At 49.8% G+C, this 16,101-nt stretch carries 12 protein-coding genes and 1 pseudogene; 6 read left to right on the forward strand and 7 right to left on the reverse strand.

What is annotated here, in order from left to right; genetic code table 11:
* The 4 genes and pseudogenes from HK25_RS12920 to HK25_RS01415 form a co-directional block, all read left to right on the forward strand.
* Positions 1-233: pseudogene (locus HK25_RS12920) on the forward strand (endoglucanase); the annotation flags it as partial.
* Between the two features lie 192 nt (positions 234-425).
* Entirely contained in the window at positions 426-815 is a 390-nt protein-coding gene (locus tag HK25_RS01405) for a hypothetical protein (RefSeq protein WP_086635065.1), read from the forward strand.
* A 65-nt stretch (positions 816-880) separates the two neighbouring features.
* Positions 881-2,839, forward strand: coding sequence for a copper resistance system multicopper oxidase (locus tag HK25_RS01410; protein WP_086635066.1), 1,959 nt, complete (start codon positions 881-883; stop codon positions 2,837-2,839).
* Positions 2,839-3,654, forward strand: a complete 816-nt coding sequence (locus HK25_RS01415; protein ID WP_086635067.1) for a copper resistance protein B — start codon at positions 2,839-2,841, stop codon at positions 3,652-3,654. Before HK25_RS01410 ends, HK25_RS01415 begins: the two co-directional genes overlap by 1 nt.
* Positions 3,655-3,676: 22 nt before the next feature.
* Here HK25_RS01415 and HK25_RS01420 read toward each other — a convergent pair whose 3' ends face one another.
* Entirely contained in the window at positions 3,677-4,024 is a 348-nt protein-coding gene (locus tag HK25_RS01420) for a metal-sensitive transcriptional regulator (protein ID WP_086635106.1), read from the reverse strand.
* 144 nt (positions 4,025-4,168) lie between these two features.
* On the opposite strand from HK25_RS01420, the gene HK25_RS01425 reads away from it, so the two are divergent.
* Positions 4,169-6,556, forward strand: a complete 2,388-nt coding sequence (locus HK25_RS01425; protein ID WP_086635068.1) for a heavy metal translocating P-type ATPase — start codon at positions 4,169-4,171, stop codon at positions 6,554-6,556.
* Here HK25_RS01425 and HK25_RS01430 read toward each other — a convergent pair.
* A complete protein-coding gene (locus HK25_RS01430) occupies positions 6,544-8,034 on the reverse strand; it encodes a glycosyltransferase family 39 protein (protein WP_086635069.1) in 1,491 nt (496 codons plus the stop codon). The genes HK25_RS01425 and HK25_RS01430 overlap by 13 nt on opposite strands.
* A gap of 38 nt (positions 8,035-8,072) precedes the next feature.
* On the reverse strand, positions 8,073-8,861 hold the full coding sequence (locus HK25_RS01435; RefSeq protein WP_086554526.1) for a polyprenol monophosphomannose synthase: 789 nt from the start codon (positions 8,859-8,861) through the stop codon (positions 8,073-8,075).
* 171 nt (positions 8,862-9,032) lie between these two features.
* Between HK25_RS01435 and HK25_RS01440 the strand changes: the two genes are divergently transcribed.
* Complete coding sequence (locus HK25_RS01440) at positions 9,033-9,974, forward strand: DMT family transporter (protein WP_086635070.1); 942 nt, start codon at positions 9,033-9,035, stop codon at positions 9,972-9,974.
* Positions 9,975-10,012: 38 nt separating this feature from the next.
* Here the strand turns inward: HK25_RS01440 and HK25_RS01445 are convergent, their stop codons facing one another.
* The 4 genes from HK25_RS01445 to HK25_RS01460 form a co-directional block, all read right to left on the reverse strand.
* Positions 10,013-12,457 carry a DUF3772 domain-containing protein gene (locus HK25_RS01445; protein ID WP_086635071.1) on the reverse strand — a complete coding sequence of 815 codons (2,445 nt, stop codon included), beginning with the start codon at positions 12,455-12,457 and terminating at the stop codon, positions 10,013-10,015.
* A 26-nt stretch (positions 12,458-12,483) separates the two neighbouring features.
* Entirely contained in the window at positions 12,484-13,227 is a 744-nt protein-coding gene (locus tag HK25_RS01450) for an arginyltransferase (protein WP_086635072.1), read from the reverse strand.
* A gap of 141 nt (positions 13,228-13,368) precedes the next feature.
* Positions 13,369-14,373 carry a porphobilinogen synthase gene (hemB, locus tag HK25_RS01455; protein WP_086635073.1) on the reverse strand — a complete coding sequence of 335 codons (1,005 nt, stop codon included), beginning with the start codon at positions 14,371-14,373 and terminating at the stop codon, positions 13,369-13,371.
* A gap of 80 nt (positions 14,374-14,453) precedes the next feature.
* On the reverse strand, positions 14,454-15,914 hold the full coding sequence (locus tag HK25_RS01460) for an amino acid permease (RefSeq protein WP_086554636.1): 1,461 nt from the start codon (positions 15,912-15,914) through the stop codon (positions 14,454-14,456).
* Positions 15,915-16,101 lie beyond the last annotated feature (187 nt).

The following is a 16,101-nucleotide window of genomic DNA, read 5'->3' on the forward strand; positions in this document are numbered from 1 at the left end:
AGCACGGCACTGAGAAAGGCTGGGATGCCACCAGCAAAGGGGCCGATAAAGCGTGGGATAAGACAAAGTCTGTTTCTGAGAAGGGCTGGGACGCGACGAAACACGGCACCGAGAAAGGCTGGAACGCTACCAAAAATGGTACAGTTGATGCCGCTCACAAAGTTGGAGAGTGGGGTGATGATGCCGGTAAAGGTATTAAAAACACCTTTTCAGGTGGCAGCACTAAACAGTAAAATCTGAGAGGTATTGTTCTGCTCAGCGGGTTAGCTCTGAATAATATGATCCGCTGAGAGAGCTGAGTTTTTTTGTACCTATTCGTATTTTTTGCCTGAAAGAGATTTCAGAAAAATCTGGATTTATATGCCCCCATGGGGTATATAAAGGGCATGATATTGCGTAACCATACCCGGCAGAGGCATTCGGTCATGATCAGGCATTGCGCCAGATTTCTGACTGGTTTGTTCATTTGTCTGTTTGTGCAGGCAGGGCTGTGGTTCTCTGTTGTGCCTGCACAGGCTAAGATGCCGGTTATGGTGCAGCATCACTGTTCATCACATATGGTTATGCCTCAGACAGTGCCTGTCGATGCTCCCCGGCATAAGGGTGGTGAGCAGCCGACGTTGCCCGGGCAGGATAAATGCTGCTCGGTTGCCACAGGGGTTTGTGCCGTGCCTTTACCTGCTGTGGCGGGTCTGCACGACGATACAAAGCCATTAACCCGAATGGTTTTTGTCCATTTTTCTCAGACCATATTTACAGGCACCAGGTGTGCCCCCTTACTCAGACCACCAAGAGCACAGAGTTTTCTGATCTGAAAACACGCCTGCTTTCCTGAAAAGGAGGCAGGAACTCTGAGCTCTATTGTGGATAATGAGTAAAAATGAAGTTCTCATCTCGTATGCGGGATGGCCTGACGCGTCGCAGCTTTGTGACAGGTCTTGGGGCCGGTGGGTTTGCTGCGGCATTCCCCCGGTCTGCCTGGGCCATTTCTCCGGTGGCCGGCATAATTCCGGCTCAGTCTTCTGCGCAGTGGCATCTTAATATCAGCCAGAAACACATTGAAATTGACCGTAAGGCTCTGAAGGCCCCTTGTGTCGATGGGAGCCTGCCCGGGCCAACCTTGCGCTGGCGGCAGGGGGATACGGTTGAAATTAAGGTAACGAATCATCTTAAGCATGAGCATACTTCAATCCACTGGCATGGTCTGCGCCTGCCTTATACTATGGATGGTGTGCCCGGACTGAGCTTTATGGGTATTAAACCAGGTGAGAGTTTTACCTATCGCTTTCCTCTCATGCAAAGCGGCACATACTGGTACCATAGTCACTCAGGCATGCAGGAGGCTCAGGGGCTTTACGGTGCAATTGTTATTGACCCGGCAGAACCTGACCCGAATGCCTGTGAACGGGATTATGTGATTTTTCTGTCTGAGTGGACGGATGTGTCCCCCGACGACATGATCAGTAATCTCAAAATGCAGGATGATTATTATACCTTCCGGCAGCGCACAGCGGCGTCTTTCCCTCAGCAGGCGCGTGAGGCTGGCAGTGCTGTGGCAGCCCTGAAGAACCGCCTGATGTGGTCGCGTATGCGTATGGCTGCGACAGATATCTCAGATGTCTCGGGCATTATTTATACATATCTGCTTAATGGCCACTCCCCGGATATGAACTGGAATGGTGTGTTTCGTCCTGGTGAACGCGTCAGGCTGCGCTTTATTAATGGCTCATCAATGACGTTTTTTGATGTGCGTATACCAGGGCTTGAAATGCTGGTTGTGCAGGCTGACGGGAATGATATTGAACCTGTTCCGGTCGATGAATTTCGCATTGGTGTGGCTGAGACTTATGACGTGATTGTTCAGCCCGGGGATGAGAAAGCCTACAGCATTTTTGTACAAAGCGAGGACCGCACAGGTTATGCCCGGGGCACGCTGGCCCCTCATGCTGGCATGGAGGCTCCGGTTCCCCCTATGGACCCGCGCCCGGTCAGAACTATGGTTGATATGGGTATGGGCGATATGAAGCCAGGGATGAGCATGAAGGACATGAAGATGCCTGCTCAGTCCGGTACAACAGCAGGTGAGAAATCTGCCGCCCCGGTGTCGATGCCTCACCATACAGATGTGGCGCCTGCTAACACGGCAGCCCCAAAAAAAGCGGCATCCATGGATATGAAAAATATGGACATGTCAGATGATGATATGGCCGGCATGGATATGTCTGATGACGATATGCCCGGGATGGATATGGGGGCGAAGACCCCGGTAAAGAGCGTGCCGCCAGCGCATATGCCGGCTGCGCCGCCACCGCCGCTGGAAATTGATGACCCAGGCCCGCCGCCGCTGAATGTTGAAAACCAGAATGTGGCACAGATGCCCATTGACCGGCTTGGCAGCCCGGGTGACGGGCTTGAGCATAACGGGCGCAGGGTGCTGAACTACAAACAGCTCAGAGCAACACGGCCGGGCACTGATCTGCGCCCTCCTTCACGTGAGATTATTCTGCATTTAACCGGTAATATGGAGCGCTATATCTGGGGGTTTAATGGCCGTAAATACTCAGAATCGGGGCCCATCCGCCTGAAAAGAAATGAGCGTGTGCGGTTTACCCTGATTAACGACACGATGATGGAGCACCCCATTCACCTGCACGGTATGTGGAGTGAGCTTGAAAATGGGCAGGGAGACTACCGGCCTTATAAGCATACTATTATTTCACAGCCAGGCTCGCGGCTCAGCTACCTTGTGACGGCCGATGCGCCAGGTGCATGGGCGTATCATTGCCATCTGATGCTGCATATGGAGCTGGGGATGTTTCGTGTGGTGGTGGTTGAGTGATGAAAGGGATTATTTTTCCGGTTTTGTCAGTCGTGCTGGCGTGTAGCGCAGCAGGGCAGGCACGGGCTGATAACTCACAGTCGCAGGATGCCACTTCTCCTGTTGTGACCATACAGCATCTGGCAGCTGATGCACCTTCTGCCACACCTTTTGTTCCTGTAGGGCATATGAACCCGGTTATGGACCAGGGTACGTATTTTCACGGTATACTGAATGAAATGGAGGGGCGTTATAGTGCGTCAGGCACAGATTTTCGCTGGGATGGTGAGTCCTGGTATGGGTCTGACTATAATAAGCTGTGGCTGAAAAGCGAAGGCACACTTGAACGCGGTCGTCTGCAGGATGGTCAGCAGGAGCTTTTATATAGTCGTTCTGTCTCGACCTATTTTGATGTTCAGGCGGGTGTCCGGCTTGATCTTGATGACGGGCCAATGCGTACCTGGGGGGCTTTTGGTGTCCAGGGGCTGGCACTGTACCAGTTTGAAGTACAGGCAACGGCTTATGTGAGTGATGAAGGGCGTTTTGCAGCTAAGGTTGAAGGCTCTTACGATTTTTTGCTGACAAACCGCCTTATTCTTCAGCCTCAGGCAGAGTTTAATTTTTATACAAAGTCAGACGCTGCGCGTCAGTCCGGAGCGGGTTTGTCAGATGTAGATGCAGGTTTACGCCTGCGTTATGAAATCTGGCGTAAGTTTGCGCCCTATATTGCAGTAACCTATTCTGGTTATCTGACACAGGCGCGTCGTATTGTGCATGACCAGGGTGGCAAAACGGGTACAACGCGTTTTACCCTGGGTATACGGAGCTGGTTTTAAAGGCAGTGAAGAAAACGGGCTTTTAGCGAATCATTTTGCGCATGAGCCCCAGAAGTTCATTAATTTCAGCTTCACCGCCGTTATTTTGTATCGCATTTCTGACACAGCCAGAGGCATGGTTGCTTAAAATTTCGATCGCAACACCATCAAGTGCAGATTTGATGGCTGAAATCTGTGTCAGAATATCTACACAATAGCGGTTAGTTTCGACCATTGTGCGTACGCCGCCTGTTTGTCCTTCTATGCGGCGCAGACGATTTATAAGAGCTTTTTTTTCAGGTTGTTCCACGCGTTTGCCGTCGGTTTCCGGCTCGCTATGGCAGGGTTTTCTGGCTGTGTTGTGAGGAGAGTTTACAGCGGATAAGCTCACGATTGCTCCATTGTTTTTCTGAGTATTTTTATCAGAGAGTATAAAGAGAGAGTAAGCTGATGAAAACAGAAAGAGTATTTTCTTGAAAATATACCCTAAGGGGGTATATGATCTCAAGTTAGAAAATGTCTGTCAGAGGTGAAAATGTCCGAAAATATCAGCTTCCCCGTTGATGGCATGACCTGTGCATCCTGCGCAGCACGTCTGGAAAAAGTGCTTAACAGGCAGCCTGGCGTGCAGGCTACAGTGAATTTTGCCACTGAACAGGCGCAGGTTCAGCTTGATAACCCGGCAGAAGACCTTGAGCATGTTTTTGCTGCTGTCAGACAGGCAGGCTTTCAGGTTGAGCAAAGCGCGCTTGACCTTGATATCAGTGGCATGACCTGTGCTTCATGTGCGACGCGACTTGAAAAAGTGCTTAACAGGCAGCCCGGCGTGCAGGCGGCGGTTAATCTCGCCACTGAGCAGGCACATATTTTGTATGTGCCAGGTGTTTCTGACCCTCAGTCACTGATTGCTCAGGTCGAAAAAGCTGGTTTTGGCGGGCAGGTGCATTCTGCTGAAATGATGCAGGACCAGAGCACAAAGCGCAGGCAGCACTGGCTGGCTGAGCGCAACAGTTTTTTACTGACTCTGGTTTTATCTTTGCCATTTTTTATTGAAATGGTCTGGATGTTTTTTGAGCACAGAGACTTCATGCCTGCATGGGTACAGCTTTTGCTGGCAACACCTGTGCAGTTTTACTGTGCCCGCCATATGTATCAGGGAGCATGGAAGTCCCTGCGCAGTGGCTCTGCCAATATGGATGTCCTGGTTGTTATGGGCACAGGAATCGCATATTTTTTCAGTGTAGTGGTGATGGTAACAGGGGCACATCAGCCAGTATATTTTGAAGCCAGTGTTGCAATTATTACGCTTATTTCTCTTGGTAAACTGCTTGAGACACGCGCTAAGAACAAAACAACCTCAGGCATTGAAAGTCTTTTAAAACTTCAGCCGCAGACTGCACATGTGGAAACAGCTGACGGCGTGACAGATCAGCCTGTTGCCAGTGTAAAAAAAGACGATGTTTTTGTTGTCCGCCCGGGTGAGTCTGTGCCTGTTGATGGCCTTGTGCTTGAGGGGCAGTCGGATGTGAATGAGGCGATGCTGACAGGCGAGAGTGTGCCGGTTTTTAAGCAGCCCGACAGCCAGGTTTTTGGCGGCACAATGAACGCTAACGGTGCGCTGCGTGTCAGGGCAACGGGCGTGGGGAATGAGACAGTCCTGTCCCAGATTGTGAAAATGGTTGAGCAGGCACAGGGGTCAAAAGCACATGTGCAGCGACTGGCCGATAAAGTGGCCGGTGTGTTTGTGCCTGTTGTTATTGGCCTTGCCTGTCTGACTTTTTTTGCCGGATGGGCCATTATGGGCCATTTTACCTGGAGCGTTGTCTCCGCCGTGTCTGTTCTGGTTATTGCCTGCCCCTGTTCCCTGGGGCTTGCGACCCCTACGGCGATTATGGTCGGCACAGGGCTGGGCGCGCGGGCGGGTATTTTGTTTCGTAATGCAGATGCTCTTGAGCTTTCACAAAAACTGACAACGCTTGTTGTTGATAAAACCGGGACGCTGACCGAAGGTAAGCCTGTTGTAAGTGATGTGCTGCCTGCCGCAGGGTATGAGACTGAGAGCCTGCTTGCAGTGGCCTGTGCGCTTGAGCAGAATTCTGAACATCCCCTCGCACGGGCGGTAATGACATACGGGCAGCAGGTGCAGAGCAAGCCTGTCGAAATGACAGGGTTTGAGGCAGTTCCTGGCATGGGTGTCCAGGCTGTGAGCGGAGGCGATAAGATATCGCTGGGTGCGCCGCGCTTTATGTCGCAGCAGGCTATAGCCTGTGATGATGCTTTGATTGAGCAGCTTGAGCAGGAAGGTAAGACAGTGATTGTCGTGGCCAGGTCTGGCGCAGTGATGGGGTATATCGCGCTGTCAGATCGTGTACGTGCTGAGGCGCGTGCGGTCGTGCAGACACTCAGAAAAGCAGGCATTAAAATTGTTATGCTGACCGGTGATAACCAGCGGGCGGCGGCGGCAGTGGCTTCAGCACTGGGGATTGAAAGTTATGAGGCCGGCGTGCTGCCGGCAGATAAAGCACGTCATGTTGAGCAATATCGCGGAGAGGGCCAGGTCGTCGGCATGGTAGGTGATGGTGTGAATGATGCACCGGCACTGGCAGCAGCTGATGTGGGTTTTGCTATTGGTGCCGGTTCAGGCATCGCACTTGAAACAGCTGATGTTGTGCTGATGAACAGTGACCTGAACAGCGTGCCCGATGCTATTTCTTTGTCACGGGCAACATTACGTAAAATCAGACAAAATCTCTTTTTTGCATTTTTCTATAATATTCTTGGCTTGCCACTTGCGGCCTTTGGTTTGCTTAACCCTGTTCTGGCAGGTGCAGCGATGGCAATGAGCTCGGTCTCGGTTGTATCAAACTCATTGCTGCTTAACCGCTGGCGCCCACGTCCTCACTCTTCAGGTCAGGGGGAGTGAGCCGGGTTGAGTAGTGTATTACGGGTGTAAATAACGGTGGTATGATGACGAAAGTGATGCTGATAGGTCGGGGTATAGTCTTTGCTGAGTGTCTCATACAGGCGCGCACGAACACTCTGATTTTCTTCAGCGTCAGCAGGTTCTGTTGAGACAATATGCGCAGGTCTTTGTGCCAGGACAGAAGATATTTCTTTAAGGGGGTTCATGCCGGTTGCGTTTTTTTCGATCTCAGAACTGAAATGAGAGGGGAAAGGGTGCGTTGTTAGTTTGCAATAAGCCGGTGTGTCATACAGTATTGCCGGGCCATCATAGATAAAGATACAGCCTGGCGGAGAAGAAAGAGCAGCCTGCATTTCTTCAAAAGCAATAATATTAGCGTGTTGTTGAAAATGTCGGAAAAGGGCTCTTTGCCCAATAACAGTGCCACAGCATGCGACAGCAATTATCAGAAACTGTCCCGTTTTTTTACGCCATAAAGGAGCCGCCTGGATAGAGAGAGGTAAAAGAGCAGGCAGCGTGTAGTGATTATACCAGGACCCAAGACTAAACAGGCTGAGAAGGGCAAAAACTGACCATATATTAAAGAAAATAATATGTTCTTTTTGCTCACCCTGAAAATGTATGGAAAGAGGTTTTCTGATGAGCCAGCATAGCATCAGAGGTATGAGTATTGCGATAATGACAATAGTAATGCTTTCGATCTGACTATGGCTCATATGACCACGTAAAAAAATCGATTTAATGTTAGCAAACCACCAGGCATGCCCGTATCCTTTTGCACGATAAAAAAGGAATGAGAGGCAGGTTGGCAGAAGGGCACAGCTGATCCAGACAGAGGCATCGGCCAGCAGGTGCCTTGGAGAATTTTTTGCACGCAAGCCTGTCCATAACAGATACAGGCCGGCAAATATGCCTTCGACAATAACAGTATATTTTATTTGTATGGCCAGCCCCAGAAAGAGCATAACCACTATGCCCATGTTGCGGCGAAACTGGTCATTTTTCTTAATGGCGGGCAGAAAACATATAATGCAGCTCATGGCTGCAGCTGTTAAAAGATTATAAAAAACAGGAGACTGTCCACCTTCTCCTCCGGCGAGAATAAGCCAGATTTCATAAAGTAGTGCAGCAAGAACGGCTCCTCCTGCCGGCGCGATAGTTCGGGCCATACGCCATACAAGTATGGCCGTTCCCCACACGCTGAGCAGTGCGCCGATCTGATATGCCAGAATGCGCCATGTTCCAAAAAGATGAAAAAAAGCATAGAGCAGGAACAGACCAACAGGTTTTCTGTCCCATATATCCACAAATGGCAGATCCCCCTGAAGAATACGGCCCCCTGTAAAGAGGTAAAACTCCTCGTCAATATTAATCATGGGGGCGCCAAGTGCCTGCCAGCGCAGACAAACAGCAGTTATCAGAAGAAAACTATATATTATAAGGCGTAAGCGTTTTTCAGATACGTCACTTATGTGCATTGCTTTCTTCCGGTATCATAAAGAGGACATTGCCTGTGTTATGCTTTTTTTCGCCAGAACAGGAAAAGAGCGCTGCTTATCAGTATGGTGAGCAAGGGGAACTTCAGGCATTTTATGCGTGGTTTTTTGAGAAGGTTCTCTGCCAGCATAACAAGAAACAGGATCATGACCTTAGGTGAAAGCTTGCTTTCGCCGTGCAGGCGGTCACGGAAAACCATAGGCACTTCTTTTAATTTTACCGGCTCAGATGATACGAGCAAAAGCTCAAGTAAAATTTTAAAGCCCTTACCTGAAAGCTCTGGTGCCCGTGCCTCAAACCATTCACGCTTCATAGCAAAGAAACCGCTCATAGGGTCAGTGACCGGCGCTGAGGTAAGGCACTGAGCAAGCTTTATACCTGACTGAGACAGAAGATGGCGCCATGCGCTGGAGAGCCCGTCGCAGCTTCCACCCTCGATATGTCTGCTGGCAACTGCCATATCGTGCTGGTCATCAAGTATGGCTCTGATCATGGCGGGCAGGCATGTTTCATCATGCTGCATATCGCCATCCATCACAGCAATAACGGAGGCTGATGAGGATAAAGCTCCCTCTATGACAGCTGATGAGAGGCCCTTACGTCCGATACGCAGAATACCTCTGACATGCGAATTTTCAGCAGCCAGCTTACGCACTTCATGAATGGTGCCGTCGGGAGAGTTATCATCAACAAACACGACCTCCCAGCTGTAGTCGCCAAGGGCACTATGTAACGCTTTGACAAGAGGGCGTATATTAGCACATTCATTGTAGCATGGGACGATAATGCTGATGTCAGTATGCGTCATATATCTTTCATGTCCATTTGTGCGTAAAGTTTACGGGGCTCTGTTGCCGGGATTTTATGTCGTTTTTTTGTTAAAAATAAAAAGTTTTTCTTTATATCACAGGATATAAAAATTTATTTTATGAGAAAAAATGTTTGCCTGTAAAAAAATAAGAAAGGTTAACTTTCTATAATGGTCTCTGATGCAGAAAAGCAGCATATACCACGTGGGGTGTTGTGCGGTGCCGGTGCCGGCGCTTTATGGGGGCTGGTGTTTCTGGCTCCTGCACTGGTGAACGATTTTTCGCCGGTACAGCTCGCAGCAGGGCGTTATCTTGCTTATGGTTTTATGGCGGCAGTATTGCTTGCACCTCGCTGGACCAGAGCGCTGAGTATGCCTGCTCGTAAAGACTGGATTGCTTTGATATGGCTCTCACTGCTGGGTAATATTGTTTATTATATTCTGCTCTCCCGCGCTGTGCAGGCGGGCGGTATCGCTCTGACATCACTTATCATCGGGTTTTTGCCCGTAGCTGTGACACTGATTGGCACCCGCGATGCTCATGCACCATCGGTGCGCTCTCTGGTGCCGTCTTTATGTCTTTGTGTTGCAGGTACTTTTTGCATTGGTTACCAGGCTTTTTTGTCTGATTCCGCTTCACCTCATACGCTACAGGGGGTGATCTGTGCTGTGGGTGCTCTGGTTTCATGGACAGCCTACGCGGTAGGGAACACACGCTGCTTGTCGCGCCTGCACCATATTTCTGTACAGGACTGGAACTTGCTGACAGGTATCGTGACGGGAGCGCTGTCTCTGGTGTTGCTGCCTGTTGTGCTGTTTGTCACTACGGCCCATCACAGTGGGGCGCGCTGGCTATATTTTTTGGGTGTTTCATCTGCTGTTGCTTTGCTGGCGTCAATCTGTGGTAACGCATTATGGAACAAAATGAGCCGTCTCGTGCCTCTGACACTTGTCGGGCAGATGATATTGTTTGAGACGTTATTTGCCCTGATTTATGGTTTTGTATGGGAGCAGCGCTGGCCCAGGCTGATGGAGGTTGTTGCTTTTGTACTGGTAACAGCAAGTGTTGTTTTATGCCTGACAGCTCATAAAAAGAAGCCAGCTTCGTCCTGACATAAAGAACCCGGGAGAGTATCCCGGGTTCTTTTGTGTTATTTATCAGGAAAAGGTGCAAGGCTGTTCGGGATACTGATCGGGATATTATTTTCCTGAAAAGCCTGCCAGATATCAAACAAAGCTTCACTGCGGATCGTTGTCGTGCTCGACACATCGTTAGCGCGTGCTGTGCCTGTAAGCAGGGCTGATCCGTCAGCAATATTGGTGATCGTTGCTGTTGGCGGGTAAGTCGGGTCAACATTTTTACTGGCTGCCAGAGCTTCGATCATGACCTGCATTGCTCTTTCAAGGTCAGAGGCAAAAGGCAGCTGTAGCACTGTGGTAAACACACCTGGTTTTTCAGAACGCGTGGCATTACGCACAGCCGTTGTAATGAACTGTGAGTTTGGAACAATCAGAGTTGATTTATCTGACAGGGCAATATTGGTTGAACGTACACTGATGCGGGTAATAACACCGCGGGAGCCTGCAATTTCAACGACATCACCAATTGAGACAGGACGCTCTGCCATCAGAATAATACCTGATACAAAGTTCTGCACGATAGACTGAAGACCAAAACCGATACCAACTGAGAGCGCGCTGACGACCCATGTCATGCTCTTCATGGTGACGCCGAGTGTGGAGGCAGCGGTCAGTCCGATAAGGATCCATGAGGAGTATGTGATGATACTCAGTATAGATGACTGTGCACCAATATCGAGGCTGGTTTTAGGGAAGTAACGCTCACGAAACCAGGTGGTAAGAATTTTGATGGCATAAGAGCCCAGAATAAACAGGAGAATGCAGAGAATAATTGCATCGAGCGAGATATGAAAACCACCTTCACCACTGGTTGAGGTGTCGGCTCCGTTAAAGATATAGGCAATACGGCTGATGATCTGTGAGGGGTCAAAAGTGGCTCCTGCTGTGGCAACGGCAAAGCCCATAATGACAAGAAAAACACATATAATGCCGGGAATAACAACGCAGGCCTGATCAACCAGACGAGCAGGCAGGCCCAGTTGTACAAGACGTGAGCCAACGGGTGCAGAGGAAGGGAAAATAGTATCGCCCAGTGCGATGACCAGCATAGCAAACAGTACGAGTGCAGTTGTTGTGACAGCCATGCCTGAAATCCATGTGATAATGGAGTAGGCAAGGGGAATATAGCCTAAAAAGACAGCAATCCAGCAGACGATGGAGACCGAACTTGCGAGAGTCTGTAACAGCGGAGCAAGTGAGCTGTGTATTTCTTTTCCTTCACCGGTCGAGAGACGGAGCTGGCGGGGAACGGCAAACAGCAACGGACTGACACTCAGCACATAAAGAGCATCACAAAACTGGATCGACATGCTGCTCAGGCCACTTTTGGTATCGATAAAGCGCAGGATGCCACGGATAGCCAGCGCAACAGCAAACCAGAAAGGAAACAGGCGGAGGTTTTTCGCCAGTGTGTCAGAAAGGCTGATGATACGCCATTTTTCATCGCGGGAGAGCAGGTTAAATCCCAGTTCGGTGACAAAGCCACAAATCGGGATTTGTATGGCAATCATACCGGCCAGAACGGAGAGATCTTCCTGCAGGGCATTATTGTTAAATGAGATGCCGGCCCATGCAATATCAAAAGAAAAACGCCAGATAATAGCAGTCAGAATGCTGCAGGTGACAGTGGCCACAATAGCTCTGATACGACCGGCAGGCAGCACGCGGGAGACCAGGCTTCTGATGCCTCTGCGGCTAAAAAGCCATCCTGTGAGCAGGAGAGCAGAAAGAGCAAATGACCCCAGGGTCAGCAGGGCACGCTGCCCTTTAAGAGATGCTGACAGAACAGCACCACTCTCCTGTGCCAGGCGTGACAGACGACCCGTGTTATTGCCAGCCGCATCAACCAGCTGAGACCAGAATGTTATGCCCAGTGGTGTTGGAAAGCGCTGTGTCAGAGTAGCCTGCTGAATGGCAGAGCCATGCTGGCGCAGTTCGTCAACAAGCTGCTGTGCTTCCAGCTGATACAGGCGCAGTCTGGTCATACGTTCAGAAATATCGCGCTGCTTGGCAGAAAGGGCTTTACGCTGCGCTGTCACTGAAGGAGATTCACTTGTATCTCCTTTTTCCGGTGCTTTGCCCAGAATGTTTAGAAAATTCTGATAAATCGTATTGTATGGTTTGATTTTTGCCAGCAGCCCATCAGCCTGTGTTGCAATAGCTGAGGCTCGTTTTAGTAACGCAGCATATGCAACCGTGCTTTCAGTTTTTGTATAATTCTTAGTGCTGCTTTCATAAACAGAATGCAGCTCAGCCCCCATCGCATCAAGAGTAGAGTCAGGAGCGATAACAGAAATACCTGAGATAAGAGGGGTAGTCGGATTTGTACTTTCTGACTGATTTTGCTGTGTGTCTTCTGCTGCTGCCCATGCTGTGGGAAGCGTAGTGAGTGAGCATATTCCTATAAATAAAGCAGTAAAAAGAGCACAAAGAGCACGTGTCGGTATAAAAGCCATCAGGTTTCCTGTAGCAAAATGGACGGTCAGAAAGTTTTTTTTGCGTCTGCAGGCAGGGGGAGAGGACGCCATGACCCGGACTGAAGTATTTCTGCAGGGCGGTAGTTCGTTTTATAGGCCATTTTCTCTGATTTTTCTATCCAGTATCCTAAATAGAGATAAGGCAGATTCAGAGTGCGGGTGTGTTCAGTTAAAGTCAGAATAGCAAAGCTGCCCAGAGAACGTTGTGTCTGTTCAGGGTCGTAAAAATTATAAACGGCTGAAATTCCGTCTTCAAGCACATCAATCAGACTAACCGCAACGAGGGTCCGGTCAGCTGTACGAAACTCGAGGACAGCGGTCGCAACAGGTGTATCCTCTATCATACCCTGGTAGTCTGTCTCTGTCATCTGAGCCATGTCACTGTCAGCATGGCGTGAGTGCTGATAACGACGAAACAGGGCGTATTGCTCAGCGGTCGCAACAGGAGCGGCCACGCTGACCACAAGGTCAGCATTACGACGCAGGGTGCGTCTTTGTGTCCGGTCAGGGGTAAACTGCGACACAGGCAGACGAATGGGAATGCAGGCAGAGCAGTTTTCGCACATTGGCATATAAGCGAAAGTATGACTGCGCCGAAACCCCGCACGGGACAGGCGACTATGCAGGGCGTTTGCCTGAGGTGTTGCCAGGTCAGCAACTATTTTACGCTCGGTTTTGCCTGGCAGATAGGGGCAGGGCGTAGCCTGAGCAGAATAGAAAAACTGCGAATGACGCAGCGGTGAAACCATAAGGGGTCTGTCCGTTCAGCTTACAGGTAAGAAAATCCAGAGATATTTATTTTGGTGGTGTTCACCGGGATATAATAACACATATCAGATTTTTTCTGTGGTCAGACAGACTCATCTGGCCACAGAAAAAATAAGAGTATCTTACTGTCCGTAGGTCTGACGAATACGTTCAGCAGCTTCAACAGCAAAGTAAGTGAGTATACCATTAGCTCCGGCACGACGGAAGGCAAGCAGGCTTTCCATGACGGCGCGCTCATGGTCGAGCCAGCCATTACGAATGGCAGCCATAAGCATCGCGTATTCACCAGAGACCTGGTAAACGTAAGTAGGAACAGAAAAAGTCTCTTTTACGCGCTGCACGATGTCGAGGTACGGCATGCCAGGTTTAACCATGACCATGTCAGCACCTTCAGCAATATCCATCTCGACTTCGCGCATGGCTTCATCGCTGTTGGCAGGGTCCATCTGATAGGTTTTTTTATCGCCCTTCAGTTTGTTTCCTGACCCCAGAGCATCACGAAACGGACCATAGAATACACTGGCATATTTAGCCGCGTAAGACATGATGCGTGTGTTCACCATGCCATTTTCGTCAAGGGCTGTACGCATCGTGCTGATACGGCCATCCATCATGTCTGACGGAGCGATAATATCAATGCCGGCTGCTGCCTGATTAACGGTTTGCCTGGTCAGAATAGCGACAGAGTCGTCGTTGTGAACATAACCATCGCGAATAACCCCGTCATGGCCGTGGCTGGTATAGGGGTCAAGTGCGACGTCACCAATCAGCCCGAGATGAGGAAATTCTTTTTTGAGTAAGCGTGCAGCCCGACACATCAGGTTGTCAGGGTTGAGAGCCTCAGTGCCTTCAGCATCCTTAACTTCTGCAGGTGTGACAGGAAAGAGGGCAAGAGCGGGAATGCCCAGTTTGGCGGCATGCTCGACATGACCTGCAAGGCGATCAAGGGTAACACGGTGCACGCCTGGCATAGAGGCCACTTCGGTTACGGTATTCGTGCCTTCGGTAAAGAAAATCGGCCAGATAAGGTTATTAATGCCCAGCGAAGTTTCAGCAACCAGTCGACGGGTAAAATCGTCAACCCGGTTACGACGTGGGCGGGCCAGAGGAAAGCGCCCTGCCTTCATGGGGAAAATCTCCTGAAATGAGTTGATGCCTGGTCTGTTACAGCTAAGCGTGACAAACCAGGCAGGGGCTGATGTAAAGTCTACCTGTTTCGTGCAAGTTTACTATTGCGGTGACCGTAACCCATGTAGACGATCAGACCAATTGACAGCCAGAGAACAAGGCGAACCCAGGTCATTTTGTCGAGGGCTATCATCAGGCTGCCACAGCATAAAACGCCAAGGGCAGGGATAATGTCTCCCCCCGGCAGCCGGAAAGCACGCGGGGCATCGGGTGACTTACGCCTCAGAACCATAACGCCGATGCAGGCAATAACAAATGCCAGCAACGTACCTATCGAGGTCATGTGCCCAAGTTCAGAGATCGGCAGGAAGGCACTGAGCAGGCTGGTGATGACCATGAAAAAGATGTTCGAAAGCCATGGTGTCTGAAACTTACTGTGTGTTTTGCTGAACATCGGAGGGAGTAACCCATCGCGTGACATTGCAAAAAAGACGCGGCTTTGCCCGAGAAGCAGCCCGAGAAGCACCGAGGTGAACCCGCAGATAATACCAATTTTAATAGCCAGCTGCAGCCAGTGATAAGGGGTCTGGTTAATTGCTGCCGCAACCGGTGCGGCATCGCCAAGCATCTGTTTGTAGTTAAGCAGGCCTGTCATCACAACTGAGAAGGCAACATAAACAAAGGCACATATGACCAGGCTGCCAAGAATGCCAATAGGCATATCACGAGCAGGGTTTTTTGTTTCCTGTGCTGTGGTTGAAACAACATCGAATCCGACATAGGCAAAAAAGATAGTGCCTGCCGCACGCATAATACCAGACCAGCCAAAGTGGCCAAACGTGCCTGTATTTTCAGGAATGAAAGGATGATAGTTTGCGGGATGAATAAACGCTATTCCAAAGCCAATAAAAGAGGCGATGATAAGGAGTTTTATTATAACAATAACGGCGTTAACTTTAGCGGACTGTGAAATGCCGCGTATAAGCAGTAGTGATACAATACATATAATAAAGGCTGCAGGCAGGTTGATCAGGCCTCTGACAATTGTGCCATCTGGCATCCCGATCCTTTCAAGGGGGGATGCTGTAAGTCTTCGGGGAAGTTCCAGCCCCCATGAGTCAAGCAGAGACGTCACATAACGAGACCAGCTTACTGCCACGGTCGCTGCGCCGACCGAATATTCAAGCACCAGATCCCAGCCGATAATCCAGGCTACCAGTTCACCCATTGTAACATATGCATAGGTATAGGCACTGCCGGCAATGGGAATCATACTTGCCAGTTCGCTGTAGCACAGCCCGGCAAACCCACAGGCAATGGCTGCAATAAGAAAAGAGATGGCTACAGCCGGCCCCGCGTTTTCTGAAGCAGCAATACCAGTCAGAGAAAACAGCCCGGCTCCGATGGTCGTACCAATGCCAAGAGCAATCAGATTTCCTGGCCCAAGAACCCGCTTTAGTCCATTTTTGCGTTCCAGTTTTTCAAGCGGCATACAGCGTGCGAATAACGAGCCGGGTGAAGATGGTGGCCTGTGCTCCATCAGTTTTTCTCCTGTCACAACCAGCACGTATAAAAGGGAGAAAGGGCGTGGTGGTGTGGTCCTGATAAAATAACAAATTGGCTATGTCAGTAAGATATGTTTTTAACGTAATGAAATTATCTACTGTGTCTACCGCTTATAGTGCTATAGCGTGGGCAACTACAAAAGATTTAAAAAGGAGCCTTCA

The sequence above is a fragment of the Acetobacter sp. DsW_059 genome (assembly GCF_002153695.1).
Lineage (GTDB): Bacteria > Pseudomonadota > Alphaproteobacteria > Acetobacterales > Acetobacteraceae > Acetobacter > Acetobacter thailandicus.